The organism is Bradyrhizobium sp. ORS 285, from assembly GCF_900176205.1.
GTDB lineage: Bacteria > Pseudomonadota > Alphaproteobacteria > Rhizobiales > Xanthobacteraceae > Bradyrhizobium.
The window spans coordinates 7198511-7224740 of sequence record NZ_LT859959.1; the positions used below are offsets into that span (position 1 = coordinate 7198511).

A 26230-nucleotide genomic window follows, 5' to 3' on the forward strand; every position below is an offset into this window, starting at 1 on the left:
AACGTCTGCGCCGAGCATCATCACCCGCGACGACCGCAACCACGCGCCGCGGCGTTGTGGTTAACGCCGGGGCGCCGCACACGAACGTGATGGCGGCGCGCGGTCAGCCGGCAATGATGAGCTGGGCGATCGTGTAGCCGTGGCGGATGGTGCGGTTCAGCACGGGATCGACCAGCTCGAACTCGAAGCGGTCGGCCGGGCGGATACCGCCCTTCGCTGCAAATGTTCCGCCGAACATCGCGGTGCCCTCGGGCAGGCCGGCCTCGCCATAGCGGCGCGCGATCAGATCGGACGGCGCCAGCATGCCGCTCAGCGCGCCCTCCTGATACAGCACGCGCTCGCCATTGATGGTGGCATAGGCGCGCAGCATCAGCTGGTCCCAATGCGCGGCGACGTCATCGACCAGCCACAGCTCTGATGCGACCGGCTTGTCGCACATCTGCTTGGAGACGGTGATGTTGTAAGTCTCGACCTTGCGGTCGGTGTGATCGGAGCCGACGCCGACGAGCAGCCGGCCGCCGGATTTCACCAGCACGAACTCGACCTCCCCCGAGGAGTCGCCGCCGGAGACCTCGATGGTCTCGGCCACCGTCAGCCGGCTGGCCGCGACCTCGTAATAGATCGGCGTCGTCGCCGGGCGGGGAATGCCGAGCTCTTCCAGCTCGGCGATGTGCTTGTCGCGCGCGACCGGATCGCGCCCGGTCCAGCCGGCGATGACGAGACGGTTGAGCGTGATGGATTGCCGTACTGCCGTTCCATCCGCGTGAACCTGGAAATCGATCGTCGTGCCGCTCATCGTGTCATTGCCTCTTCGTGACCAGCTTGCCGCTTAGCCGTACTGCCCGGCGCTGGCAAGCAGCAGCCGGGGCCTCATGGTTCGAGACGCGCCGCAAGCGGCGCGCCTCACCATGAGGGGAGACAGGTGGCCGCGCATTCAGTCCTTGCCCGCCTTCTCCGCCTCATGATCTTCCTTCAGGTGCCGCTTGCGGATCTGGTGCGTGGTGAACCAGATCAGCGCGATCGCAATGGGCACGAAGGCGGCGGTGGCGAAGGTCGGATCGACGTGCAGGCCGGCATCGTGCGCGCCTTTGGCGAGGTAGCCGAACAGGCTGACGACGTAATAGCCGATCGCGGCCACCGACAGGCCTTCGACCGTGCTCTGCAGGCGAAGCTGCAGCTTGGTGCGCTCGTTCATCGAGCGCAGCAGATCGCGGTTCTGCCCCTCGAGCTCGACGTCGACACGGGTGCGCAAGAGGTCGGCGGCGCGTGCCAGCTTGCGCGACAGATTGTCCTGCCGTCGCTCCAGCGTGTTGAGCGTGCGCATCGCCGGCGCGATGCGTCGCGACAGGAACGACGACCAGCTCGAATAGGGCGTGATCGGCTCGCCCTCGATCACGGTGAGCCGCGCCTGCACCAGGTCCCAATAGGCGCGGCTGGCGCCGAAGCGGAACAGCGAACCGGTGGCGCCGCGCTCCAGCGACGCCGCGAGTTCGGTGAGTTCGTCGAGCAGGTGGTTGTTGATCTTCAGCGTCTCGGCGCCCTGCATCTCCGCCAGCACCTCGCCGAGCCGCCGCTCGATGCGATCGACCTGCGGCGCCAGCTCCAGCGCGGCGGGCAGGCCGAGCAGCGCCAAGGTGCGATAGGTCTCGAGCTCGAGCACCCGCTGCACCAGCGCGCCGAGCCGCTCCGGCGTCGGCCCCTCGATGCAAACGAGAATGCGGGTGAAGCCGTCGGCGTCGAGCCGGAAATCCGAAGCGAGCGCCCCGATCGAACCCTTGACGGCCACCAATGCGAGACTGCTCTTGTCAAACAGCGCCTCCGCACGCTTGACCGGATCGGTGACGCTCTCCACGCCGAGCTTGACCGCGACCAGCAGCTCGCCCGACAGCTTCAGCGACGCGATCAGCGCCTGCAGCTCCGGCGCGATCTCGCCAAAGGCGAGCTTCGGCGCATTGGCCGGCGGGCTCCAGATCCAGGTGAAGGTCGCGAACTCCGAATGCTGCTCCCAGCGCAGCCGCGCGGCGCCGATCACCACCTGGTGGTGCTTCATGCCGGGCTCCGGCGCCGGCGCGCCGTGCTTTGCGCAGAACGACGCGAGGCTGTCGCGGTCGGCGTTCACGCTGTCGCCTTTCGCCATGACGGCGAAGCGGATGACGGAGACCGGCGGCGTCAGCGGCGTGAACGGCCGCGCATGCACCTCGTTGAGCACGGCGTCGCGCAGGGGATGCGGGGTGAAGGCGGCCATGTCGAGCGCGGTCATCGGCGGGTTCCGCAGACGAAGGCTCGAAGGATCGAGGCAGCCGGCGTCAACGACGCGCCCGCAGCCGCAACGCGCCTCGCAAGCGAGGCCACGCCTGGAACGATCACCCCCATCATGCAGCTCCCACCTCCCCCTCGCACGCGCACGCTTCGCGTCCGCCCGGCACTTTAGCGCAAATCAGTGACCGCGCCATGGTGACCGCAGATCGATTGAGGGCTTGCGCCGCCTGCGACTCCGCAGCCCCCATCCGCAGCGCATGCAGTTGTCACCTTGGGCGTGGTAGACCATAACGACAGGATATTTTCCGCCATCGCCGGATGGCTTCCCACCACATCCGTCTGACTTAGCCCGACAGGACTCCCATGACCACGCTCTCCTCGATCGTCGCGCGCGGTGTCGCGCTGGTTGGCAATGCGGCGCTGCAGTGGCGCAAGCTGCAAGGCGACACGCCGCAGCCGGCGTGGGGGACGGCGCCGCAGATTCCGCAGGCCAAGCCGCAGGGGATGCTGCCGACCCTGAAGATGCCGACGGCGCGCGGCTGGAAGGATGGCGAAAAGCCGGTGGCGGCGCCGGGGCTGAAGGTGAATGCGTTCGCGACCGGGCTCGATCATCCGCGCTGGATCTATACGATGCCGGACAAATCGGTGCTGATCGCGGAGGCGACGCAGGTGCCGAGCCCGGTGCGCAACATGTTCGGCTATGCGATGCAGGCGACGATGCGCCGCGCCGCCGCGCTCGGCGTCAGTGCCAACCGCATCACCCGGCTGGTCGATGCCGACGGTGACGGCACCGCCGAGCGGCGCAACGCGTTCATGGAAAATCTCAGCCAACCGTTCGGCATGGCGCTGGTCGGCGACACCTTCTATGTCGGCAACACCGACGGCATCGTCGCTTTCCCTTACTCTGCCGGTGCCGAGCGTATCACCGCGCAGGGCAAGCGGCTGACGACGTTCAAGCCGGGCGGGCACTGGACGCGCAGCCTGCTGGTCAGCCCTGATGGCACCAAGATCTATGCCGGCGTCGGCTCGCTCAGCAACATCGCCGAGCAGGGTTTTGAGGTCGAGGAAGGCCGCGCCTGCATCTATGAGCTGGACATCGCCAGCGGTGCGTCGCGCATCTTCGCGGCCGGCTTGCGCAATGCGGTGGGGCTGGCGTTCGAGCCGAACACGAAGGTGCTGTGGACCGTGGTCAACGAGCGCGACGGGCTCGGCGACGAGACGCCGCCGGACTATCTCACATCCGTGCGCGAGGGCGGCTTCTATGGCTGGCCCTATTGCTATTGGGGCAAGACGGTCGACGACCGCGTGCCGCAGAATCCGGCGCTGGTCGCCACCGCGCTGACGCCGGACTACGCGCTCGGCGGCCACACCGCCTCGCTCGGCCTGTGCTGGCTGCCTAAGGGCACCCTGCCGGGCTTTCCGGACGGCATGGTGATCGGCCAGCACGGCTCGTGGAATCGCAGCCAGCTGTCGGGCTACAAGGTCGTGTTCATTCCGTTCGAGAACGGCAAGCCGTCCGGCCCGGCGCGCGACATCCTGTCCGGCTTCCTGGCGCCCGACGAGACCTTCTCCTACGGCCGGCCGGTCGGCGTCACGCTCGGACCGGACGGCTCGCTGCTGGTGGCCGACGACGTCGGCAATTGCATCTGGCGCGTGACGGGGGCCTGAGCGGACGCCCTCGCTGGTATCAGTCGAACGACCTGGTCACGGCGCGCCCGGCTCACCTCTCCCATGGGCGAGGTGGCCATCGGCAGCGCCGTCGCAAGCCGAAGTGCCCGGTTAGTCGTGGCCGTAATATTGGCGATTGCAGTAGCGGCGGCCGGCTTCGCGGCGCTGCGCCTGCACGGCCGGCGAGGCGTTGGCGGGCGTGAAGAAGCCGCCGTTCACGAGCTGCAGGCAGCGGATGTAGTCCTTGTTCTGCAGCCACTCCCAGCCGGCATTGGCCGGCGATGCCGGGGCTGACGCGAGCAGGCCGGCGGTCGCGACGATGGCGGCGGCGGCGAGAAGGCGAAGGCTGGAGATCATGACCGTGTCCCTTGTTGCTTGCGGCTGCACTGTGCAGCCGATGCGGGGATCATGACGCCGGCGGCACACAGCTTCCGTGACGGTCCGCACACAGCGGCGACTCACCTGGCGCTTCGGCATGCGGTGACGTGAGCGCCTGCGGCGAGCAGCCGCGGAACCCGGCTCTGACCGGGCCGTTGTCGCCGGGACAGCAATCGTCCCGAGGAGAGAACCATGGCCGACAACGTCAATCCGAACCAGAAGCAGCCCGGCGAGAAGCAGGAAGGGCAGTATCACTACAATCCCGGCAATCAGTCGGGAAAGACGATCGACGTCGGCAAGCCGGAAGGCGAGCAGGTCAACAACAAGGATCGCATCGAGCAGCGTGAGGAGCCGCGGTCGCGGTGAGGGATTTCCGCTCATGTGAGCTGATCTCTCGCCGCAGCGACGGTGCGCTCCCTCTCCCCGTCCTTTACGGGGAGAGGGTTGGGGTGAGGGGCAGCCACGACCACCGACCGTGCGGAGAGTCCCCCTCACCCGGATTGCATCTGACGATGCAATCCGACCTCTCCCCGCCCTAGCGAAGCTTTGCTTCGCCCTGGCGGGGCGAGGTAAGACCGAGCAAGCCGGAAGATCTCGCGTCTTATGCGGGATGGGGCTTGCTTACTACCTACCCCTCCAACAAAAACGCCAGCGCCTCGTCGCATGGCGCCTCAACCTTCAGCCACAGCAGATCATCCGCGCGGGTGCGGCCGAGATTGACGGCGGCGATGGGGATGTTGCGGTCGGCGGCGGCGCGGACGAAGCGGAAGCCGGAATAGACCATCAGCGAGGTGCCGACGACGAGCATCGCATCGGCCTGGTCGACATGATCGCGCGCGGTCGCGACCACCTCACGCGGCACGGTCTCACCGAAGAACACGACATCGGGCTTGAGAATGCCGCCGCAGGCGCGGCAGGCCGGCACGGTGAACTCGGCGAAATCGACGCCGTCCAGATCGGCATCGCCGTCCGGCGCATCCGCGGCATCATGCGCAAGCCAATGCGGGTTGGCGTGGGCCAGCTCGTCCTGGAATTTCGCGCGCGACAAGGTCGCGCCGCAGCCCATGCAGCGCACGCGATCGAGCCGGCCGTGCAGGTCGATGACGTTGCTGGCGCCTGCGGCCTGGTGCAGCCGGTCGACATTCTGCGTCACCAGCAACGAGCTCTTGCCCTGCGCCTCCAGCCGCGCCAGGGCGCGATGCGCGCCGTTCGGCTGCGCGCGCCCGAAGCGGCGCCAGCCGACCATGCTACGAGCCCAATAGCGCCGGCGCGTATCTTCGCCGCCCATGAAGGCCTGATAGGTCACCGGCGGCGTGCGCTTCCACTGCCCATCGGTGTCGCGATAATCGGGAATGCCGGAATTGGTGCTGCAGCCGGCGCCGGTGAGGACGACGATGCGGCTGTGGCTGTCGAGGAAGGATTTCAACGCTGTGGGATCGACCATGGCCTCGCACATGTAGGCGCCGGAACCCGGCTGCGCCAGACCGCCGCAGCGCGGGGATGCCGACATGAACCAATGCGCGCCGCAGGTCTTATCCCGCCGGGAGGACCTGCCATGACGCCACGCAACGGACACGACCGCGGCCTTTGGCCGCTCGACGAGCCCGACGACGGGTTGCCGGCGGAGGACGACCGCGATCTCGCCACCGGCGAAGGCGGCGACATCGAGCTGCCGCTCACGCCGGACGATCTCGCCGAGGACGACTGACCCTCAGCGCGCGGGCGGCACTGTCGCGAGCCAGTGCCGGGCGATGTCGGCGCGCGGCGCGACCCAGGCGGCCCCGCTGCCGGTGATGTGCGCGAGGATGCGGTCGAGCGCGCCGATGCGGCCAGGGCGGCCGATCATCCGCAGATGCAGCCCGATCGACAGCATCTTCGGTGCGCTCGCGCCCTCGCGCACAAGCCAGTCGAAGGCGTCGATGACATAGTCGGCGAAATCGGCGCCGCGGAAGCGCGAGCCGTTGAAGAACTGCATGTCGTTGCTGTCGAAGGCATAGGGCAGCACGAGATGCGGCCGGCCGGCGACATCGATGTAGTAAGGCACATCGTCGTTGTAGGCATCGCTGTCGTAGAGGAAGCCGCCCTGCTCGACCAGCAGCCGACGGGTGTTAGGTGAGCTTGCCGAGCGGGTGTGCCAGCCGAGCGGAGGTTGGCCGGTGACGCGCCTGATGGTCTCGACCGTGCGCGCGATCACCCGGCGCTCCTCGGCCTCGTTCATGCCGGCATGGCTCTCCCAGCGCCAGCCATGCGCCGAGATTTCATGACCGCGCGCCACCGCATCGCGCGCGAGTTCGGGCGAACGCTCCACGGCGCGGCCGCAGGCGCTGACGGTGACCTTGACGCCATGGGCATCGAACAGGTCCATGATGCGCCACCACGCGGCGCGCGTGCCGTATTCGAAATGGCTGTCGATGCAGGGATCGGGACCGTCGAGCCGGTGCACGACCTCGTAGATCGCCTCGTTGCGGGCGTCTCCGTCAGAGATCGAGAACTCCGAGCCCTCCTCGAAATTCAGCACCAGCGACACCGCGACGCGCGCGCCATCAGGCCAATGCGGGTGCGGCGGCTTGCCGGCGTAGCCAACGAGATCACGGCGAAAGGCAGGTTGTGAGCTCATCAGACTAGTCCGCGGTTCCGGCCATGCGGTGCAGCCCGACCAGGCGATCGCTGATCAGCAGCAGCACCAGCGTGCCGGCGAGAATGAGGGTGGAGAGCGCGGCGAGCGTCGGATCTGGCGCCTCCTCGATATATTGCAGCATGCGGATGGGCAGTGTCTTGGAGCGGACATCGGTGAGGAAGATCGAGACCGGATAGTTGTCGAACGACGCCAGCAGGCTGAACAGGCCGGAGATCAGGAACGACGGCGCCAGCGCCGGCACCATCACGCGCAGCACGCTGCCGGCATAGGTGCAGCCGAGCGTGCGCGCGGCCTCGATCAGGGTGAAGTCGAAGCGGGAGAGGCCGGCGATCATGGTGCGCGCGACATAGGGCAAGGTGACCACGAGATGCGCCACCAGCAGTGCGCTCCAGGTCGCGGTGAAGCCGATCATGCGGAAATACTGCAGCAGCGCGATGCCGAGCACGAGGCCGGGCATCATCAAGGGCGACACCAGCAGCGTACCGAGCGCGGTGGCGCCGGGCAGCTTGCCGCGGGCGATCGCGATCGCGGCGAGCGTGCCGGCGACCAGCGACAGCGCCGTCGACAGCAACGCGATCTGCAGCGACACCGAGAGCGACGGCCAGAAGCCGTCGAGCCGGCCGATGCGGCCATACCAGCGCAGCGACGCGCCCGACAGCGGCAGGTCGAACACCGGCGTCGGCGAGAACGACGCCGCGGCGATCACCGCGAGCGGCAGCACCAGGAACAACGCGAGACCGATCGCGAGCACCCAGCAGATGATGATGGCCGCGCGCGACATCACTTGGGCTCCCGCGATAAGAGCGTGCTCAGCGCCACGACGATGACGGCGATCGCCAGCAGCACCACGCCGGCGGCGGCACCGAAGCCGGGCTCGCGCGCCAGCAGATAGGCTTTCGCAATGGTGGTGGCGAGCGTCGGCTGCCCACCCATCCGCAATCGCAGAATGGGTTCTTTGAACCCAATTGCGGATGGGTGGGCGCCCCGCCTCCGCGGCGAAGGCGAAGGTCTCCGCCACCGGCCAGGCGAAGCGGACCTCGTCATGCACGCGCGGCACCTCCGCCTCGCGCCCGGATAGTTCGGCCAGCAGGCTTGCGCCCGCACCCGCGTCGACATCGACGAGCGTCCGCGAGCCCTGGAACACGATCGAGCGCACCCGGCCGGCCGCAGAGTTCGCGCCGTCCTGAGCGCCGAGACGCAGTTGCTCCGGTCGCGTCGCCACGATCACCGACGCGCCAAGCTGGAATGCGCCGCGCGCCGACAAGCGGCCGACCGGCGTCACCACCTCGACCGTTCCGTCGCTGCCGCCAACCACTTGGCCTGCGATGCGCGTCGACAGGCCGACGAAGTTCAGCGCGAACAGGCTGGCCGGACGCGCGTAGAGCTCGCGCGGCGCGGCGAGCTGCTCGATGCGGCCCTTGTTCATGACCGCCACGCGATCCGACATCGTCAGCGCCTCGTCCTGGTCATGGGTGACGAAGATCGCGGTTGCCTTCACCTCCTGCAGCAGGCGGCGCAGCTCGACCTGCATCTCCTCGCGCAGCTTGCGATCGAGCGCCGACAAGGCCTCGTCGAACAGCAGCACGTCCGGCTCGACTGCGATGGCGCGCGCCAGGGCGACGCGCTGCTGCTGGCCGCCCGACAGGGCCGAGATGCGGCGGCTGCCGAGATGGCCGAGCTTGACCAGCGCCAGCGCCCGCTCGACCGCGCGATCGATCTCCGCCTTCGGTGTGCCGCGCACCTTCAGCCCGAACGCGACGTTGCCGGCCACGGTGAGATGCGGAAACAGCGCGTAGCTCTGGAACACGACGCCGACATTGCGCCGGTGCGGCGGCACATGGGTGACGTCGCGCCCAGCAAGAGCGATCGTGCCGGTGTCCGGCGGCGCAAGGCCGGCAATCGCACGCAGCAGCGTGGTCTTGCCGCAGCCAGACGGGCCGAGCAAGGTGACCAACTCGCCGCGCCGGATGGTGAGGTCGACGCGCTCGAGCACGGTCGCCACGCCGAAGCGTTTGGAGACTCCGCTGATGACGAGATGCGGCGCGGCCTCGCTCATGTCATCTCCTTGCTCCAGCGGTCGACCCAACCGGCGCGGTTCTTGGCGATGAACGCCCAGTCGGGCGCGAACAGCGAGGCCGGATCCGGATAGCCGGCGGGAAGCGGCGTCGCCTGGTTGGTCGGCGCGATGAAGGCGGTCTTGGCCAGGATGCTCTGGGCTTCCGGGCTGAGATAGAAGTCGATGACGGCATCAGCGAGATCGCCGGCCGGAGCGCCTGTCACTTTGGCAATGCCCGACGGCATCGAGAAGCCGCCGTCCTTCGGGATCGCGAGATCGACCGGCGAGCCGTCCGCTTTCCGGATCAAAGTGTAGGCCGAGAACTGGCCGCCGATCATCCAGGCCTCCCCCTGCTCCAGCAGATTGATGGCCTGCGGCGCGTTGGTATAGACGTTCAGCAGATTGGCCTTCAGGCTCTTGATCTTCTTGAAGCCGGCGTCGATGTCGTATTGCGCCTCCTTGTAGGGCTTGCCGGTCTCGAGATGCGCGGCGGCGAGCAAGGTCCAGAAGCCCTCGGTGTTTGACAACGACGGCACGACGATCTTGGAGTCGTATTTCGCGTCCCACAGCTCGGCCCAGCTCACCGGCGGCGTCTTCACGCGCTTGGTGGAGTAGGCGATGCCGGCCCACGGCTTCTGGTAGTTGGCCCACATGCCGTCCTGGTGCACGGCGTCGCCCACCAGCTTGCCGAGATTGGGAATGCTGGAGGACGACATCTTGGTGATCAGTCCTTCGGCGGCCGCGGGCAGCATCACCGGGTCGTCCATGATCACGACCGAGATCTTCGGGCTCGCTTTGTCGGCCTGCATCTTCTGCAGGTTGGTCAGCGAGTTCGTGCCCTCATAGAGCACCTTGCAGTCGAGCTTCTTCTCCAGCACCGGAAACAGATCGGCATTGAAGTATTTGGCGGCGCCGGCGGGGCCGCCGATCACGATCTCTTTCGGGGCGGCGCGCACCAGCGCGGGCGCGGCGAAGGTGGCGGCGAAGGCCGCACCGGTCTTGAGGAGGCGGCGGCGGGAGAAGGCATGCATGAGAGGATCCCGTGTGAGCTGTCGCGAGGCTTGTACGGAGGGATCAGCAAGCGTCATGCCAAATGTGCACATTTTTATATTATTCCGTAGTGCCAGTGGTTTGACGCTTTTGCGCGTCGCGGAGACCGCCCGGCCGCGGGCAGAATGTGCACATTTTTTGGAGGTGACCTGCCGCGCCTTTGGGCCTAGCAGTTGGGCATGACGATGCGAGCGCAGCGAATCGGGAAGGCCAATCCCGCCGAGGACGAGGCGGTGTACCAGGCCGTTTTGCGCGCGCTGCTGGAGGGCCAGCTGAAGGCCGGCACCAAGCTCGCCGAGACGCCGCTGGCGTCGATCTTCGGCGTGTCGCGCGAGCGCATCCGGAAAGTCCTGCATCGGTTGGGCGCCGAGCGGCGGCTGGAGATGATCCCCAATCGCGGCGCGCGGGTGCCGCGTCCGACGCTCGAGGATGTCCGGCGAGTCTATGAGGCGCATCGCGTGCTCGAGGCCGGTGTGCTCAGCCAGTTGGTCCTGCGGGTCGATGATCTCCTGCTCGCCCGCCTCGACGCGCATCTGGCTGAGGAGCGCGCCGCCGCCCAGCGCGGCGACCGTGCCGCCTCCGTCAGGCTGTCCGGCGCCTTTCACGTTCATCTCGTCGACTCCATCGGTAATCCGGAATTGTCGCGCATGCTGGGTGACCTGCTCAGCCGATCCTCGGTGATGGTCTCCGTGTATGAGCCCGCGGCGCAGTCGATCTGCGCGGTCGACGAGCACGGCGCCATCGTCGCGGCGCTGCGCGACCGCGACCTCCTGCGAGCCATCGCGGTGTCGCGCGAGCACTTCCTGCATGTCGAGGGCCGGCTGCGGCTCGACGCCACCGAGAGCTCGGAGAGCGAGGATCTCGCGGCGATCTTCGCTCCCGTGAAACCGCTGCGGCGCAAGACGCGGTCGGCGCAATCGGGATGACTGCGCCGGCGCATGGTCAACTCCGCGGCGGGCTTGCGGGTGGGCACCAGGGCAGCTCCAGCCGCGGCATGTAGTAGTCGTGCCATTCGCACACAGTCTCGGGCCCCTGGCGCTTCAGCGCCATCTTGACCGGCTCGGCCTGGCTGATGCCGACATGCAGCACCAGCAGCGTGGCGCCGATCGGATAGGCGAAGCGGGAAAAGCTGACATCGGCGAGACGCTCGAGCAGGATCACGCCGGCGATGATGATCAGGGGATCGGTGAGGACGAAGTACTCGACCTTCAGGCCGCGGCGGACGCCGAGCGTGTCGATGCCGATGACCGCCAGCATCAGCAGCGCCGCCTGCAGCGCAACCTGCCGCTCGCCGCGCCTGAGGGCGACGACGATGCCGGGGATGATCAGCCAAATCAGGAACACCGTCGGCCGCGCCGAGGGCTGCAGCACGAAAGTGTAGCGCCTGATAACGCCGAGCAGGCCGGACAGCAACAGGCCGATCGCGCCACTGAGACTGCCGGCGGCTTCGGGAGCATCGACATAGGTGATCATCTTCTCCAGGGGATTGAGCACGACGACGACATCGTTGATGTCGTCGCTGAGATCCAGAGACAGCAGGCCCAGGCTTGCACCCGCCACAGCCATGAGCAGGGCGACGAGCGTCTCGGCTGCGCTCACGCGCCAGAGCCGGGCGTACAGGACCATGCAGGCTGCGATGACACCGAGCAGCGCAAGCTGATAGATGCCGAAGCGCCCGAGCAGCAGCGGCTTGAGGCCGGCGGCCGTGGCGTTCGCCGGATCGAAACCGGCTGCGAGCAACGGCCACGCGGCGCTCGCGGCAATGATGGCGGCCAGCGCTGCGACCAGGACGGCCGCCCAGGCACGCGACGTTCGCCAGAACGCCGCACTGGCGCCCCTCTCGCTGCCGAACGGCAGCACCAGAACGGGAATCGCCGCGACCAGCAGGATCGCATGCACCTTGTTGGTAAGCCCGAGCATGCAGAGCATCGCGGCGAGACCAATGACGAGCGGGCGGGCGTTGCTGGCGTGCCGCGCGACGACGATCAGCAGCATCAAGCTGAGAATACAGAACGAGGCGGCGATCATCTCGCTACGCAGGATGCGCAGATGCATCTGCACGCCGCCGGAGAACGTGAACGCGGTCATCGCGAACATGGCGATCCGCCAGTCCGAGACGAGACACCGCGCCAGAACGGCAAAAGCGATGAGGATACCGGCTGCGGTGAGCAGCGCAGCGACACGCCCGGCGTGAACCGCAGATGTCATTGCCGCATCGAACGCTGCACGATCCGACGCAGGCGGGATAGCCGACAAGGTCCAGGCGTCAAGCAGGCCGAGGCGATGCAGCCCGGCGAACCAAGCCTTGACCGAAAGGATGGTGAGATAGGCCGGGTGATCGAAGAACACCTGCGCGCCGCCATCGTTCATGGCGAGCGCGTTGTAGATCACCATGAAGTCCATGTCGGCGTTGCGCCAATAGACGGTGAAGTAGCCGACGAGGAGGAATGAGACGAGCGACAGCAGCAGCGCCATGGCCACGCCGCCGCGCCAGCCGAACGGCGTGAGGCGATCGAATGGGTCGACGCCCCTGGTCATGCGGGCATCGCAAACGTGGCGCAGTCGCCACCTCGCCCCGCTTGCGGGGAGAGGTCGGATTGCATCGAAGATGCAATCCGGGTGAGGGGGGCTCTCCGCGCACCGAACTCGCGGAGAGTCCCCCTCACCCCGACCCTCTCCGCACCAGCGGCAGGGCTATCGCATATGGCGATCGCAGTTTTGCGCTCGTCTCTCTCCACGTCGTCATGGCCGGGCTTGTCCCGGCCATCCACGTCGTACGGCATGCTGAGATCCACGTGGATGCCCGGGACAAGCCCGGGCATGACGGAGTAACTAACCGGCAGAATTGTCCGCCGCGACAGCCTAGAATTTCCATCTGCGATAGCCATGGCGCAAACGGGGTGAGGGAGCGGACCGCGCACGACGCACGAGGGACCATTAAACGCCCAAGGCGCCATCCGCTCCACGCAGGCCATCCTCAGATCGCCTTGATCTTGAAGAAGGCGAACACGACCATCTTCAGCAGCATCCAGCCGTGGCGGAAACGGGAGATCTGGGTTTCGCCGTAGCTGCGCGCGGCGTAGCGGATCGGCAGGTCGATGGTCTTCAGGTTCAGCTTGGAGGCGCCGAAGATCAGGTCGAAATCGCCGAACGGATCGAAATCGCCGAAATAGGCCTTGCCGGCCTTGAGCCTGAGATAGTCGCTGCGACGGAGCACCTTGGTGCCGCACAGCGTATCGGTGTAGCGCTGATTCAGTAGCCAGGAGAACAGATAGGAGAAGGTCTTGTTGGCGATGAGATTGAGGAAGCGCATCGCGCCCTCGTCCATCGCGTACACCAAACGTGAGCCGTTGATGAACTCGCCCTTGCCGGAGCGTAGCGCCTCGAAGAACTTCGGCAGTTGCTCTGGCGGCACGGTGAGGTCGGCGTCGAGGATCATCAGCACGTCGCCGCGCGCGGCGTCGAACGCGGTGAACACCGCATCCGCCTTGCCCTTGCCGGGCTGGCGCATCAGCTTCATGTCGTGATCCGGAAAAGCGGCTCGCACCCGCTCCATCTCCTCATAGGTGCCGTCCTTGCTCTGGCCCTCGATGAAGATGATCTCGATGTCCTGGCAGAACGCGGCGATGCGCTGCACGGCGGGCGCGATGTTGCCGCGCTCGTTGCGCGCGGGGATCACGACCGTGGCCGAGCGGACATCATCGGACACACAGCGCATCGACCGCGCGACCATATAGTGCCGCAGCGACAGTGCGCGCAGACCGGGCAGCACGCTGAGGAAGCGGTTGGCGAAGCGGCCGACGCCGGCGAGATGCAGCGGCGACAGCAGGCGCTGCTCGGACTTCACGGCATCAAAATCGGCGAGACATGCGAGATTGCGCAGGTCCGCGGGCGACAGCACGTTCTGATCGGGCTGCGGCATGCGCAGGCCCATCGACTCCGCGACCTTCAGAAGCGGATACCAGAGGTGCGAGAAGTGGCCGATGACGAGCCGGGTCTCGCGCGTGCACAGCGGATGCAGGTGCTCGATGAAGCGCTGGCAGTCGTCGAGCGAGCCGATGGTGTCGAGCACCAGGATCACATCGAACGGACCTGACACGGCCATGAACGTTGCGGGATTCTCGGCGTCACCGGCGATGAAGGTGAGATCGGGATGCCGGTCGCGCGCAATCGCGATCTGCCTGCTGCTGATGTCGATGCCGACGCCATAGGACGGCCCCAGCGCCGCCAGCGTGTCACCAATGCCGCAGCCGATTTCCAGCACGCGGCTGCCCGGCGGAATCAGGAAGCGCAGATAGCGCTCATCCTCCGCATGGAAGTAAGCGGACTTGTCGCGCCAGCCGGCGCGGGTCTCGGCGAACCGGTCGGCATGATCGAGGATGGCCGCCTTGCGCGGCGACGGGGCCATCGGTGTGGAGCTCTCGACGGCTGCGGCCCGCGGCTGCTCCCGTTGGTCCTGCCGGACATGCTCTCTCACTTCCGTCACCTGGCACCATCCTTGTTGGACTGCATCCCTCTACGCCAGCCGCGTTGGGCGGAGTGATGGCGGAATCTGGGTGACGAGGCCCGGCGTCGACGAAACGCGTATCCAAACATGACGACAGTCAGCCATAAACTATGCCGCGGCGCATTCCGCGCCCGGGGTTTGCAAGTCGTTCGCACTCTCGCAAGCGAGAGGGCGCAGGGAATGCCGGGTGCTGGCCGCAACCCATGGCCCGCCTGCAAGAAGAAAAGCAGGCGGCAGTCACCACAGGTCCAGCCGGTCAACCGGCATTCCCTGCGCGATGGGCTTAACGTCTGCTCCGCGCTCTCCCCGGGGACCGGCTTGTTTGCCCCCGTCACCCGATCACATGTCATGTCATCAGGCTTGGCGCCAGCCTGCATGAGGACGGGATGCGCGGAGTAGAGCATGATTTCTGAAAAATAGCAAGCGCTAATTCCGTAAATCCGAAACGGCCGAGCGGATCACTCAACGGCCGCAGCAGAACTTGAACTTCTTGCCGCTGCCGCACGGGCATGGATCGTTGCGTCCGACCTTTGCGGTCGCGGCTGCCCGCTTCGGCTCGCCGACGACCGCCCGCGTCTCGCCCTCGACGAAGCGCCAGGCGCCGTCACCATCGCGGCGGAACTGCGAGACCTCGTGATGCTCGACGGTCTTGCCGCCCTCGCGATAGGTGGCGACGAAATTGACGACGCCGTCGGCGTCGCCCGCCTGCCCGCGCGCGGTCGAGACGATGCGCAGGCCGAGCCAGGTTGCGCGCGTGGCCCAGCCCTTCGCCGCGGCCGCATCAAAGGCGCCGCGCCGGTCGCTCGCGAGCGTCGCTTCGATGTAGCCGATGTCAGCGCGGGCATAGGCCGTGTAGCGCGAGCGCATCAGCGCCTCGGCCGTTGGCGGCAGCGCATCGCCGCTCAGATACACACCGCAGCAGCGATCGTAAGGACGGCCTGAGCCGCAGGGGCATTGCATCGTTTGCGCGCACTCCGATTCCGAAGCGGCATTCTAGCGCAGCCAGTGGGCGGAGGCACTGACGTTCGATGAATGAACAACAGCGCTTCACGCGCCGGTTGTGACTCCAAAGCCGCAACGTGCCATTGTTCGCCGCAGCTTGGGGCACCACACGCTTCGCGCGGTTTCGAAACCGGCGAATCCGTGTTAACCATTGGTTAAGAACAAGGGTGTTGGGCGCACGGCTGACCTGCCCGGCCCCGCGCGACCAAGACTTTCCGGGCGCCGCCTCATTACGTGGCGCCTGTGACCGCAGCCCACCGCATCATCGGCGGCGCGGGCGCGTGAGACGCCAACGATTTCTTCGCGCGACGCCAGCCAGGCCGCAAGAAACTAGGCCCGCCTTCGATACGGGCCGCTGCTCATCTCCCGATCCTTGAGTGACCCCGATGCCGGCGCGAGGAGCGTTGCGTGCAAACGCAGACTCGCGCCCATCGTTAACCGTTGGAGCAGCCCCGATGGCTGAAGAGTCCGTTGTTGCGTCGATCATTCCCTGGCGAGAGCCGAAGACGGCCAAGCCGCGTCCGAAACGTCCCAAGGTCGTGAAGCCGCGGCCGCGTGCCAAGGGGGACAAGGCGGACAAATCCGAGAAGATCAAAGCCGCGCTCGACGACGAGATGCTGGCGTCCGAGACGCTGATCATGCCGGACTTCCTGGAGCTCGTGAACGAGCCGGCGAAAGCGCCGATGAAGACGCCCGCTGCCGCGGAGACGTCACGGACGGAAGCTGCCGCGAGCGCAGCGTCCGCGGCGATCACGTCCCCAGTGCCGCCGGCGACCGTGGTGCCGGCCACGGTGACGCGCGAAGCCGCGCAGCCGCTCGACGGCGAGATCGTTGCCCCCAGCGCGCCCGTAGCTCCCGCGAAGGTCGAAGGTCCGCGCCTCACCGTCTCCTCGGTGCTGCTGCAGCTCGCCGCGCTGGCGCTGGCGGCGGTCGGCATGGCCATGAATGGCTGGTTCGCGCATTCGCTCGGCTCGAACAGCACCGCCGGCTGGATGTTCCTGGCGATCGGCGTCACCGCCGACCTGGTCGCGCTGGTGATGCCGACCTGCGCCGCAAGGCTGTGGCATGCGCGGCATCGCGCCTCGGCACTGGCCGGCTGGATTGTGTGGGTGATGACATTCGTGTTCGCGCTGACTGCCGGCATCGGATTCGCGTCGACCAATATCAGCGACGTGACGCTGGCCCGCGCCTCGCGCGTGACGCCCGCGGTGCAGGCGGCGCAGACCGCGCTCGGCGATGCGATGGCGGCGCGGGACCGCGAATGCAAGGGCGGCGTCGGCAAGTTCTGTCGGGAGCGCGAGGCTGCCGTGGCCGAGCGCCGCCAGGCCCTGGACACTGCGATGGCCGCGGTGAGCAAGACCGCCGATCCGCAAACCGAGGCCGCCATCAAGCTGGTCGCGTGGATCACGCAGGGACGGCTGGCGCCGTCCGCCGACGACTTCGCGATGCTGCGCCTGATCCTGCTGGCACTGCTGCCGCAGCTCGGCGGCATCCTGCTGATGGTCGGACGCAGAGTGTGAGCGCGGCGGCGGTGGACTTCAGCCACCGTCTCGCGCATGCCCATCGAACAGCCGCAGGGCCAGCAGCGCATGCGCCAGCGTGCCGCCGGCGCGGACGGCGGCCGCGATCATCGCGGTCTCCGCCAGCTCCTCGCGCGTGGCGCCGGCCTTCGTCGCTGCCGCGCTGTGGACGTCGAGGCAATAGGCGCATTGCGTGGTCAGCGCCACGGCGAGCGCGATCAGCTCGCGATATCGCGGCGGGATGATGCTGTCCGCACGTTCGCAGGCGTGATTGAACGCGAGGAACGCCTTGGCCTCGGTCGGCGCCAGCGCAACCAGCTGCGGCACGGCTTGGATGTCCTTGGGATCTTGATATCCGGTCATGATCAGCCCCTGAGATATTCGCGCAGCAAGTGGCGGGCGCGGTGCAGCCGCGCCTTGGTGGCCTGTCGCGACAGGCCGAGCCGCTCCGATACGAACGAGACCGATCGTCTCCGCGCATAAGAGGCCGCGAGTGGCGCAAAGGATTCGCCGGAGAGGCTAATTTTTTCGCCCGTCATCGCTTCCGGGCCGATCGCGGCTTCGGAAGCGGATGAGCGGCCCGCCAGGCGCTTTCGAGCGCGGTCCGCAGCAGGCGGACGTCGGCCTCCGCCAGCGTCACGGTGGTCCAGCCCTGGTCACCCCATTTGTTCGGCACGCGGCAAAATACGCCGGGCTGCAGGCCGGCATAGTGGCCCTGCTCCTCCGGCGTGAGCAGCAGGTTGGCGGATCGGCCATCCGCCGCCAAGGTCGCAAAGATCCGCTTGGCCTTGAACGCCGTGCGATCGAAATGCGCCGCTACCGTAGTGCCCGCGAACGACACAGCGAGGGTTTGAAATTCGCGACCGGTCATCTCGACCATCTTCGCATGCTCATGCTCGGGCGACATGATTAGCATTCATGACGGCGCGCCGCCACGGGAACGTGAAACCGGGGCCTTTCGCGGGTTGATGCACGTCAAAACTACACGGTGTTGTTTTCGTAAGCTCACCGCCGTCAGATCAAAGGAGATCAATGATGTCAGCGCAGAGCAGCATGAGCGTCTACCTGAACTGGGCCAAGGAACGCCTCCACGAGATGGATGCCGCATTGGATGCGCTCGATATTAAGGCGGCCGAGGCGGAAGCCGCATCCAAGGTCAAGACCGCCGAGATCATGGCCGACCTGAAGAAGCGCCGCAGCGACCTCGAGACCCTGCTCAAGACCCAGGCGGCGGCCGGCGATGCGGCACTGGCCCAGGCGAAGACCGAACTGGACCAGCACTGGGCCGGCTTCGAAGCGCAGATGAAGACCTATTTCGATACGGCCGGCCAGCAGGCGGTGCAGCAGCAGGCCATCTTCAAGGACATCGCGGCTGCGCAGGCGAAAGCCTGGCACGAGGCCGCCGACCGGTTTCGCGAGGCGGCCAGCGCCGGAGGCGCCAATGTCGAGACTGTTCTCGATCAGCTCAAATCGGACGCGACCCAGGCCGGAGCCCACCTCGACAAGCTGAAGCAGGCCGGCAGCGAGTCCTGGTCGGTGCTGAGCGCCGCCCTGAGCGAGTCCCGCAAGGCGTTCGACCAGGCTAATCAGGCGGCGTGGAATGCGCTGAAGGGATCGGGTCCGAAGAGTTGACGGCGCACCATCCGTCACACTCGATGAGATCTCTTTGTTCTTGACGAGCCGATCCGGCCGGCGCTCGCGAGGTGTCGTGAACGCTGAAAGATGAGGGATCGCCACGGCCTGCGCCATGCTCAGCCCGCGGCTCCCCGGCGCCAACCATGACTGCAGCAAGATCATGATGGGGAGGACCAGCCGAACGATACGGAGCAATGTCGCGCCCAAGATTCGAAGGGTTCAGTTGATTTATTAGTACCCCAGCAAACATCGGCCCATGGCGCTCTTAGCCCAGTGCAGCTTCGTTGAAGATGGGCTCGCCGCAGCTGCCCCCCGCCGCTTCAATCGCGTCACTCGTCCCTCCGCTTCATCCCACCGTCGAGACCGGGATTGATCGCCAGCGTCGCTCCGGCCACGCCGCCGGCTTCGTAGGCGGTCATCGAGACCATGCGGCTCGCGCTGCGCGGAGCGCGCAGCCGCATGTCGAGCTTGCCGAACTCGGCATCGACCACCGAGGTCTTGAGCACCACCAGGCCGCGGCCGGTCGAGGCGTTGACCTGATCGCGGCTCTTCTTCAGCGCGACTAGCCGCTCGGCGATCGAGGCGACCATGCCGAGCGCGAAGGAGGCGTTGGCGAGGTGGCGGTGCTGGTGACGGAAGCGGGCGTAATCGATCGAGGTCTTGTAGCGGCCGAGCTCGGCGCGCACGGAATTGTCGATCAGCTCGGTCAGGTAATGCGCGACCTCGACATCCGCCGGCAGCCCGAAGAACACGTAGATGTTGTCGCCGGCCGCGTTCTTCTCCCGCCATACGCGGCAATCGCAGAACAGCGCGATGGCGCCGATGCAGTCATCGATCGGGATGCGCTTCTTGCGATGGGTCTCGTAGACCTTGCGCTCGCAGGACGAGGCCTTCAGCTCGAGGTCCGACAGCGACAGATCGTGACGGTCGAGCAGCTCGGCCACCTTGGCCGCCGCCGCCAGCGCCTCGTCCTCGGTGCAGCCATTGGCGATGGTCTTGGCACGCAAGGCCTGGATGCGCGCCTTGAGCTTGTCGAGCGCGACAGTGTCGGCGGCGGCATTGGAGGTCGGGCTCACCGGTCAGTCTCCATCAGACGAGGACTCGAAGCGCGCGTATCGCGCCGTGCCGGCAGCGAGCTCACGAGCCCCCACGATCGCAATCGGCTTCGCTCCTTATATCCTGGCTGATCCAATCCTGGCGCGTCGGATGGCTCGATCAGCGGCTTTTCCACGTCGTCCTCTTCGCCCCCGCCTGCCCGACCGACCGTGCAGCAAATTGAGACTGGTCGTGAAATGCGTGCCGGTTCCGAGATGGCGGGCACGCCGATGCGATGGCAAGATCGCGCTCCGCCGGCACGCGCCAATCCACGCAAGAAGGGAGCATGCGATGAAGCAGATCAAGGGTCCCGCCATCTTTCTCGCGCAGTTCGCAGGCGATGCGGCGCCGTTCAATTCCTGGGAGTCGATCTGCGGCTGGGCCGCCTCGCTCGGCTATGAGGGGGTCCAGATCCCGACCTGGGACGGCCGGCTGTTCGATCTGCACAAGGCGTCCGAGTCGCAGGATTATGCCGATGAGGTGAACGGCATCGCGGCGCGCCATGGGCTGGCGATCACCGAGCTGTCGACGCATCTTCAAGGCCAGCTCGTGGCCGTTCACCCCGCCTATGATGCGGCGTTCGACGGGTTCGCGGCGCCGGAGGTGCGCGGCAATCCGGCGGCGCGCACGGCGTGGGCGGTCGACCAGGTCAAACGGGCCATCCTGGCGTCGCGACGGCTCGGGCTTAGCGCACATGCGACGTTTTCCGGCGCCTTGGCGTGGCCCTATATCTACCCGTGGCCGCAGCGTCCGGCGGGTCTCGTCGAGGCGGCATTCGATGAGCTGGCGCGGCGCTGGCGGCCGATCCTCGATCACGCCGAGGAGCATGGCGTCGATCTCGCCTACGAGATTCATCCCGGCGAGGACCTGCATGACGGCGTGTCCTACGAGATGTTCCTGCAGCGGGTGGGCAACCACAGGCGCGCCAATCTGCTCTACGACCCCTCGCACTTCGTTCTGCAGCAGCTCGATTATCTCGACTACATCGACATCTATCATCAGCGCATCAAGGCGTTTCACGTCAAGGACGCCGAGTTCAATCCGACCGGACGCCAGGGCGTTTATGGCGGCTTCCAGGGCTGGGCCGATCGCGCCGGCCGCTTCCGCTCGCTCGGCGATGGCCAAGTCGATTTCGGCGCGATCTTCTCCAAGCTGACGCAATACGACTATGGCAGCTGGGCCGTGCTGGAATGGGAGTGCGCCATCAAGCATCCCGAGCAGGGCGCGCGCGAGGGCGCCGGCTTCATCAGGAGCCATATCATCGAGGTCACCGAAAAGGCATTCGACGATTTCGCGGGCTCCGGCGCCGACGACATCGCGAACCGCAAGATGCTGGGCCTGGCTTGAAGGGAGGAGCAGATGGCCATCACGGCAAGCCATGAAGCTGGTCGACAGGCACGCATCCGCCTCGGCATGGTCGGCGGCGGACAGGGCGCCTTCATCGGCGCAGTGCATCGAATCGCCGCACGCATCGACGATCAGTTCGAGCTGGTCGCCGGCGCGCTCGCCTCCGACCCGGCCCGCGCCAAGGCCTCGGCGAGGGAGATCGGCATCGCCGACGATCGCGCCTATGGCTCGTTTGAAGACATGGCCAAGGCGGAAGCCGCGCGTCCCGACGGCATCGAGGCGGTCTCGATCGTCACGCCCAACCACATGCATGCCCCCATCGCGAAGGCCTTCCTGCGGGCCGGCATCCACGTCATCTGCGACAAGCCGCTGACGACCACCGTCGCGGAAGCCGAGGAGCTGGTGGCGCTGGTCCGGTCGACGGGCAAGGTGTTCGTCGTGACGCACAACTACACCGGCTATCCGATGGTGCGGCAGGCGCGGGCGATGGTGGCAAGCGGTGAGCTCGGCGATATCAGGCTGGTGCAGGCCGAATATCTCCAGGACTGGCTGACCGAGCGGCTCGAGCAGAGCGATCAGAAGCAGGCGGCGTGGCGCACCGATCCCGCCCGCTCCGGCCCGGGCGGCTGCATCGGCGACATCGGCACCCACGCCTACAATCTCGCCTGCTTCGTCAGCGGTCTCGCGCTCGATGAGCTGCTCGCGCAACTGACGACGTTCGTTCCGGGGCGGCGCCTCGACGATGACGTCCAGATCCTGCTGCGCTGGAAAGGCGGCGCCAAGGGCATGCTGTGGGCGAGCCAGGTCGCGGTCGGCCACGAGAACGGCCTGACCTTGCGCATCTCCGGCAGCAAAGGCGGCCTCGAATGGGCGCAGGAAAATCCGAACCAGCTCTGGTTCGCGCCCTATGGGCGGCCCAAGCAGCTCCTGATCCGCGGCGGCGCCGGCGCACTCGGCGCAGCCACGCGCGTCACCCGAATCCCCTCCGGCCACCCCGAGGGCTACCTGGAGGGCTTTGCCACCATCTACGCCGAAGCGGCGCACGCCATCCGGGCCGCGAGGGCCGGAGACAAGCCGGATCGGGAGGTGCTGTTCCCCACCGTCGATGACGGCCTGGCCGGAGTGAAGTTCATCGACGCGGCGGTGAAGTCGTCGGCCGGTGGGGGTGCGTGGGTGCGGATGGGCTGAGGCAGAACGCCTTTCGAGAGGTTCTTTTCGCGGCAGCAGGGCTTGCAGTTGCGCCAGCCTCGACGCGTGCATGGCGATGAGCGTCTCTGCACTCATGCGCGATAAGGCGCGACGCAGGCCGCGCAGTCCACTTTCGCGCGCAGCTGCGTCGCCAGCAGGTACAGCCCGCCGATCTTGCGATGGAGAAACAGCGTCGACGCCGGCGGCACATGCGTGAGGTCACGGTCGAGGCCGAGCGCAAGGCCGCGGTCGCGCAGCTCCGCGAGCAGGTCGTGGTGCGCGAAGTCGCAAGGTCCGCGCTGGCGCAGCGGAGCCATCGCGCGCAGGAACATGTCGACGATGGCGTCCTGGTGGCGTGGCGCTGTGGCCGCGTCGAAATAGCCGATGGTCTGCATCGCGGCGCGGCTCGCCTGATGGTCGGCATCGAGCCCGGCCGCCAGCAATGCGCGGAACGAGGCCTGCAGCTCCGGCGCGATGGGCCTGACAGCGCCGAAATCCAACAGCACGATTCGTCCGCCGTCCGGCGTAACGCGGAAATTGCCGGGATTGGGATCGGTCTGCATCGTGCCGAACACGAACAGCTCGCGCAGGGTGAGGTCGATCAGCGCGGTCATGGCGGCATCGCGCGGCGAGGGCTCCGCCGTCGCCAGCGATGCGATCGGCCGGCTATCGACGAACTCCATCGCCAGCACCTCGGGCGTCGACAGCGCCGTCACCGGCGCAGGCACGATGAAGCGCGGATCGTCGCGAAGAAAATCGCTGAAGGCGCGTAGCTGCGCCGCCTCGGCGGCATAGTCGGCCTCCGCATGCAGCTGCGCCTTGGCGGCGGACAGCAGCGGCGAGATGTCCATCTCACGCGGCAGCAGGCCGGGCAGGCGCAGCAAGGTGGCGATGTTGTCGACGTCGCTGTCGATGCTCGCGCGCACGCCAGGATATTGCACCTTGATGGCGAGGCGCTGGCCGTCCAGCGTCTCGGCGTGATGCACCTGGCCGATCGAGGCCGCCGCGAACGGCCGCATCTCGAAGCTTTTGAACCGCGCCCGCCAGCCGGTGCCCCAGACCCGCGCCAGCACGCGCTCGAGCTGCGGCGGCGGCATCGGCGGCGCCGCCTCCTGCAACTGAGCCAGCAGCGCCGCGGCCTCCTTCGGCAGCACCAGCCCCGGATCCAGCGACAGCATCTGTCCGAGCTTCATCGCCGCGCCGCGCAGTCCGGCGAGACCGCTGGCGAGCCGCATCGCCTGCGCCGGCGCCAACAACAGCTCCGGCAACCCCGGCCGCCGCCCCTGCGCGAGCTGCCGCAAGCCGTCTGTCACCGCCCCGCCCGCGATCCCCGCCGCAATCCCGCCCAGCCGCAACAGCCGCCCCGGCCGCGACGACGGCACGGCGGAGAAGCGTGGCAGCGGCCGGTCGAGGGTCGAATTCATCAGGTGAAACTCCAGGGCGGACGGCAGTGCATGGGAAGCAGACGGCAGCCCATGAAGAATACGAGCGAAACCTGCGTCCAGTTCTCCAATCCGGCGTGATGCCTGGCAGCGCACCCCACAGAGCCGCGGTCCCGCGGCGCCATGGCGCCCGAGTTGTGCCGGTCGTTCCGCCCTCGGAAGATGAGAGGGCGCGGGGAATGCCGGGCGCTGGCCGCAACCCATGGCCCGCCTGCAGAAAGAAAAGCAGGCGGCAGTCACCACAGGTTCAGCCGAGGACACCCGGCATTCCCCGCGCGATGGTTTTCACGCTTATGTCCGCGATCTCCCCGGTGTCCGGCTTGTTAGCCACCGTCGCTCTCCGGATCATCATGACCAGATGAGCTTAGCGCCAGCCTCGGGGCGCCAGGACCACGCGTCTTCACGTCCGCAAGCCTGCCGTTCGTCGGCGAGCATCACACCCGCTGCAGCAAACTCGCAGCCACCGCATCTCCGGCCCCACGTCTCGTGACGATCGCGAAGCGCCCCTCTCGCGGGCCGGGATGCGAAGAGAGAACCATGAATTCCGAAAAATGGCAAGATAATTATTTTTTACAGAAACAACACGACCGGCGCGGCAAGCAAGATAACGGAGATTGCCACCCTTTCCTAAAGACCGCGCTTGCTCACGTCATCGACGATACAGGCAGAGCGAGCTTCCCGGCGCAGCGACGCCTTGCCGAGAGTAGCCTATGTGAGAATCAGAACTCAGCCAGCCCGAGACGGCTTTTGCTAGGTCCCGGGCCAGTCTCGCAGAAACGCCCCCGGTCCGAGTCCGAAAGGATGGTTCTGGAGCACACCTTGATGAATGGGTGAAACGCCTATAGTTGTACACTAGACCTATAGGAATGTCGGAGGGAAGCCATGGTTGCCGTAAGCCTGTCGGCCAGCTTGGACGAACGCGACGCTCAGAAAATACGCGCGCTGGCCGCTCGGGAGCGCCGGTCCGTCTCCGGATTCATTTCGAATGCGGTGCTGGTGTTCGCAGACCTGCCCAAGGATCTCCGCGATACCTTGATCGAGCTCCGCGGCGAAGAGAGCCGCCACTTCGAAGACGCCGCGCGGGAGATGCTTGCCGCTGTGGCTCGCAGAAAATTCGATGTCGCCGCCCAGAGGCTGGCTGCCGAGGGAAAATTTCCTGCTCTGCGCGAAGATGCGACCGAGCAAGACATGCTCGACGAAGCCTCCGCTCTCATCCGAGGCCCTTAGGACAGGACTACCTCAGCAATGCGGGTAAGCCTGGACGTCAATATCTTCGTCGCCCAGTTGCGTGCTCTGCAGGTGGGACGAGGGGCAGGAGCTACTTCGGATCTAGTTGGCATGGTACGAGACATGCGCTGCGAAGCGGGCCCAATCCAGCTGGTATTGTCTTGGGAGATGATCGCGACCCTTCAGAATGTCCTGGAAAGGCTAAGTTTCCCACCGGACACCATCTCGGACTTCATCTCCAGCCTCATCCTTCTGATGCGGACCGGACCCGAGTCGTTCGACCCTCACCTTCTGCCCGAGGGCGGCAGACATCTGGCGATGCAAGACCAAGAGGATGCGGGCGTGCTCGCATCCTCTATCGCCGCGCGCGTCGACCTTTTGGTGACCAACAATCTGGATGATTTTCAGATCAAAGATGCCGAAAAATTCGAGACGAGGGTCATCAAGCGCCGGGACGAGTCAGAACGTCAATTGCATGCTTTGGCCTATGAGCGGGCCGACGGCGTTTCGCTCGTCGTAGCGCATCCCATTGATGCGCGCGACTGGCTTGCTCAAGGACTGCTTCCTACTCCCGATCTGCTGCGCAGCTTGGCCTCAGCTACACCGAGTGGGCCACCGAGGTCGTGAGTGACCCAGGCCGCCCTCGTCTACTTGGACGTACCAGGACTTCGGCAGCCCGTCGGTGCCGTCGGACACCGGTACCCGTGCTTCTTCACGGCGTCGTTGAGCTCGAAGGCGGCTGCTCCGCCCATACGCGGTCCTCGTCGAGATCGGTCGTCTCGAGGCTGAATTTGATCTCGGCCGGCATGCCGACGGCGACGAACCGTTTCGGCACACGTCGCCTGACCCGCAGGATCTGGACCGCGGATTTTCCAAGGCTCAATCATGCGCAGACGGCGCACGTTGACCACACGTGTGTACCACCCGCCTGTTACGAAAGGTCTTGTTTTATAGCTTAAGCTGGAGTTCTCGCGGCTTTCAGCGCTTGGTGGCGGAGAGGGAGGGATTCGAACCCCCGATAGGCTTGCACCTATGCCGCATTTCGAGTGCGGTGCATTCAACCACTCTGCCACCTCTCCAGGCGCAAATCAGGGCCGAAGCCCTGTGGTCGGGCGCCCTTCTAGGGCACGGCGGCGGGGGTGACAAGGCGGGGGAGAGGATATTTCCAACCGAAAACCGGCGGCGCGGCGGAGAGCCGCCGAGAAAGTGCCCGAGGCC

General features: G+C 66.6%; 25 protein-coding genes, 1 tRNA gene and 1 pseudogene. 10 read left to right on the plus strand and 17 right to left on the minus strand.

Annotated elements, in window-relative coordinates:
- Positions 1 to 103 precede the first annotated feature (103 nt).
- Both BRAD285_RS32265 and BRAD285_RS32270 read right to left on the minus strand, forming a co-directional pair.
- A complete protein-coding gene (locus BRAD285_RS32265) occupies positions 104 to 796 on the minus strand; it encodes a DUF2848 domain-containing protein (RefSeq protein WP_006614420.1) in 693 nt (230 codons plus the stop codon).
- Positions 797 to 934: 138 nt separating this feature from the next.
- A complete protein-coding gene (locus BRAD285_RS32270) occupies positions 935 to 2260 on the minus strand; it encodes a DUF3422 domain-containing protein (protein ID WP_006614421.1) in 1326 nt (441 codons plus the stop codon).
- Positions 2261 to 2622: 362 nt separating this feature from the next.
- On the opposite strand from BRAD285_RS32270, the gene BRAD285_RS32275 reads away from it, so the two are divergent.
- Positions 2623 to 3927 (plus strand): sorbosone dehydrogenase family protein, encoded by a 1305-nt coding sequence (locus BRAD285_RS32275; protein ID WP_006614422.1) that lies wholly within the window; start codon positions 2623 to 2625, stop codon positions 3925 to 3927.
- A gap of 111 nt (positions 3928 to 4038) precedes the next feature.
- Here BRAD285_RS32275 and BRAD285_RS32280 read toward each other — a convergent pair whose 3' ends face one another.
- The gene (locus BRAD285_RS32280; RefSeq protein ID WP_006614423.1) at positions 4039 to 4284 is read right to left on the minus strand and encodes a hypothetical protein; all 246 of its coding nucleotides are present in this window, start codon (positions 4282 to 4284) and stop codon (positions 4039 to 4041) included.
- 213 nt (positions 4285 to 4497) lie between these two features.
- On the opposite strand from BRAD285_RS32280, the gene BRAD285_RS35955 reads away from it, so the two are divergent.
- The gene (locus tag BRAD285_RS35955) at positions 4498 to 4671 is read left to right on the plus strand and encodes a hypothetical protein (RefSeq protein WP_006614424.1); all 174 of its coding nucleotides are present in this window, start codon (positions 4498 to 4500) and stop codon (positions 4669 to 4671) included.
- 262 nt (positions 4672 to 4933) lie between these two features.
- On the opposite strand, the gene BRAD285_RS32285 is transcribed toward BRAD285_RS35955, so the two are convergent.
- Complete coding sequence (locus tag BRAD285_RS32285; RefSeq protein WP_006613258.1) at positions 4934 to 5815, minus strand: NAD-dependent protein deacetylase; 882 nt, start codon at positions 5813 to 5815, stop codon at positions 4934 to 4936.
- A 45-nt stretch (positions 5816 to 5860) separates the two neighbouring features.
- Here BRAD285_RS32285 and BRAD285_RS35960 point away from each other — a divergent pair, with 45 nt between their 5' ends.
- Positions 5861 to 6013 carry a hypothetical protein gene (locus BRAD285_RS35960; RefSeq protein WP_172889848.1) on the plus strand — a complete coding sequence of 51 codons (153 nt, stop codon included), beginning with the start codon at positions 5861 to 5863 and terminating at the stop codon, positions 6011 to 6013.
- A gap of 3 nt (positions 6014 to 6016) precedes the next feature.
- On the opposite strand, the gene BRAD285_RS32290 is transcribed toward BRAD285_RS35960, so the two are convergent.
- The 4 genes and pseudogenes from BRAD285_RS32290 to BRAD285_RS32310 form a co-directional block, all read right to left on the minus strand.
- Complete coding sequence (locus BRAD285_RS32290) at positions 6017 to 6922, minus strand: polysaccharide deacetylase family protein (RefSeq protein ID WP_006613259.1); 906 nt, start codon at positions 6920 to 6922, stop codon at positions 6017 to 6019.
- Positions 6923 to 6926: 4 nt separating this feature from the next.
- Complete coding sequence (locus BRAD285_RS36745; protein ID WP_035647332.1) at positions 6927 to 7724, minus strand: ABC transporter permease; 798 nt, start codon at positions 7722 to 7724, stop codon at positions 6927 to 6929.
- A gap of 204 nt (positions 7725 to 7928) precedes the next feature.
- Positions 7929 to 8999: pseudogene (locus BRAD285_RS36750) on the minus strand (ABC transporter ATP-binding protein); the annotation flags it as partial.
- Complete coding sequence (locus BRAD285_RS32310; protein ID WP_006613261.1) at positions 8996 to 10030, minus strand: extracellular solute-binding protein; 1035 nt, start codon at positions 10028 to 10030, stop codon at positions 8996 to 8998. The pseudogene BRAD285_RS36750 and the gene BRAD285_RS32310, both read right to left, overlap by 4 nt.
- A gap of 198 nt (positions 10031 to 10228) precedes the next feature.
- Between BRAD285_RS32310 and BRAD285_RS32315 the strand changes: the two genes are divergently transcribed.
- Entirely contained in the window at positions 10229 to 10975 is a 747-nt protein-coding gene (locus BRAD285_RS32315) for a GntR family transcriptional regulator (protein ID WP_006613262.1), read from the plus strand.
- Between the two features lie 16 nt (positions 10976 to 10991).
- Here BRAD285_RS32315 and BRAD285_RS32320 read toward each other — a convergent pair whose 3' ends face one another.
- The 3 genes from BRAD285_RS32320 to BRAD285_RS32335 all read right to left on the minus strand — a co-directional run bounded on the left by BRAD285_RS32320 (position 10992) and on the right by BRAD285_RS32335 (position 15516).
- Entirely contained in the window at positions 10992 to 12587 is a 1596-nt protein-coding gene (locus BRAD285_RS32320) for a hypothetical protein (protein WP_006613263.1), read from the minus strand.
- A gap of 439 nt (positions 12588 to 13026) precedes the next feature.
- Positions 13027 to 14535, minus strand: a complete 1509-nt coding sequence (locus tag BRAD285_RS32330) for a glycosyltransferase (protein ID WP_006611745.1) — start codon at positions 14533 to 14535, stop codon at positions 13027 to 13029.
- Positions 14536 to 15018: 483 nt separating this feature from the next.
- The gene (locus BRAD285_RS32335) at positions 15019 to 15516 is read right to left on the minus strand and encodes a YchJ family protein (RefSeq protein WP_006615097.1); all 498 of its coding nucleotides are present in this window, start codon (positions 15514 to 15516) and stop codon (positions 15019 to 15021) included.
- A gap of 497 nt (positions 15517 to 16013) precedes the next feature.
- Between BRAD285_RS32335 and BRAD285_RS32340 the strand changes: the two genes are divergently transcribed.
- Positions 16014 to 17078, plus strand: a complete 1065-nt coding sequence (locus BRAD285_RS32340; protein ID WP_006615098.1) for a hypothetical protein — start codon at positions 16014 to 16016, stop codon at positions 17076 to 17078.
- A gap of 18 nt (positions 17079 to 17096) precedes the next feature.
- Here BRAD285_RS32340 and BRAD285_RS32345 read toward each other — a convergent pair whose 3' ends face one another.
- On the minus strand, positions 17097 to 17441 hold the full coding sequence (locus BRAD285_RS32345; protein ID WP_006615099.1) for a carboxymuconolactone decarboxylase family protein: 345 nt from the start codon (positions 17439 to 17441) through the stop codon (positions 17097 to 17099).
- A gap of 172 nt (positions 17442 to 17613) precedes the next feature.
- Positions 17614 to 17949 carry an MmcQ/YjbR family DNA-binding protein gene (locus BRAD285_RS32350; RefSeq protein WP_006615100.1) on the minus strand — a complete coding sequence of 112 codons (336 nt, stop codon included), beginning with the start codon at positions 17947 to 17949 and terminating at the stop codon, positions 17614 to 17616.
- Between the two features lie 164 nt (positions 17950 to 18113).
- Between BRAD285_RS32350 and BRAD285_RS32355 the strand changes: the two genes are divergently transcribed.
- Complete coding sequence (locus tag BRAD285_RS32355; protein WP_006615101.1) at positions 18114 to 18710, plus strand: hypothetical protein; 597 nt, start codon at positions 18114 to 18116, stop codon at positions 18708 to 18710.
- A gap of 332 nt (positions 18711 to 19042) precedes the next feature.
- Here the strand turns inward: BRAD285_RS32355 and BRAD285_RS32360 are convergent, their stop codons facing one another.
- Entirely contained in the window at positions 19043 to 19789 is a 747-nt protein-coding gene (locus BRAD285_RS32360) for a DUF2786 domain-containing protein (RefSeq protein ID WP_006615102.1), read from the minus strand.
- Between the two features lie 310 nt (positions 19790 to 20099).
- Here BRAD285_RS32360 and BRAD285_RS32365 point away from each other — a divergent pair, with 310 nt between their 5' ends.
- Together BRAD285_RS32365 and BRAD285_RS32370 are read left to right on the plus strand one after the other, a co-directional pair.
- Positions 20100 to 21155: a sugar phosphate isomerase/epimerase gene (locus BRAD285_RS32365; protein WP_006615103.1), complete on the plus strand. Its 1056-nt coding sequence runs from the start codon at positions 20100 to 20102 to the stop codon at positions 21153 to 21155.
- Positions 21156 to 21167: 12 nt separating this feature from the next.
- Positions 21168 to 22343 carry a Gfo/Idh/MocA family protein gene (locus BRAD285_RS32370; protein ID WP_006615104.1) on the plus strand — a complete coding sequence of 392 codons (1176 nt, stop codon included), beginning with the start codon at positions 21168 to 21170 and terminating at the stop codon, positions 22341 to 22343.
- Between the two features lie 92 nt (positions 22344 to 22435).
- On the opposite strand, the gene BRAD285_RS32375 is transcribed toward BRAD285_RS32370, so the two are convergent.
- Positions 22436 to 23767, minus strand: coding sequence for an AarF/ABC1/UbiB kinase family protein (locus BRAD285_RS32375; protein WP_006615105.1), 1332 nt, complete (start codon positions 23765 to 23767; stop codon positions 22436 to 22438).
- A gap of 900 nt (positions 23768 to 24667) precedes the next feature.
- Here BRAD285_RS32375 and BRAD285_RS32385 point away from each other — a divergent pair.
- Both BRAD285_RS32385 and BRAD285_RS32390 read left to right on the plus strand, forming a co-directional pair.
- The gene (locus BRAD285_RS32385; RefSeq protein WP_006615106.1) at positions 24668 to 25012 is read left to right on the plus strand and encodes a hypothetical protein; all 345 of its coding nucleotides are present in this window, start codon (positions 24668 to 24670) and stop codon (positions 25010 to 25012) included.
- Positions 25013 to 25030: 18 nt separating this feature from the next.
- Entirely contained in the window at positions 25031 to 25639 is a 609-nt protein-coding gene (locus tag BRAD285_RS32390) for a PIN domain-containing protein (RefSeq protein WP_006615107.1), read from the plus strand.
- An 85-nt stretch (positions 25640 to 25724) separates the two neighbouring features.
- Here the strand turns inward: BRAD285_RS32390 and BRAD285_RS36555 are convergent, their stop codons facing one another.
- Together BRAD285_RS36555 and BRAD285_RS32395 are read right to left on the minus strand one after the other, a co-directional pair.
- Entirely contained in the window at positions 25725 to 25847 is a 123-nt protein-coding gene (locus BRAD285_RS36555) for a hypothetical protein (RefSeq protein ID WP_256387658.1), read from the minus strand.
- Positions 25848 to 26001: 154 nt separating this feature from the next.
- Positions 26002 to 26091 (minus strand) — tRNA-Ser (locus BRAD285_RS32395).
- Positions 26092 to 26230: the final 139 nt, after the last annotated feature.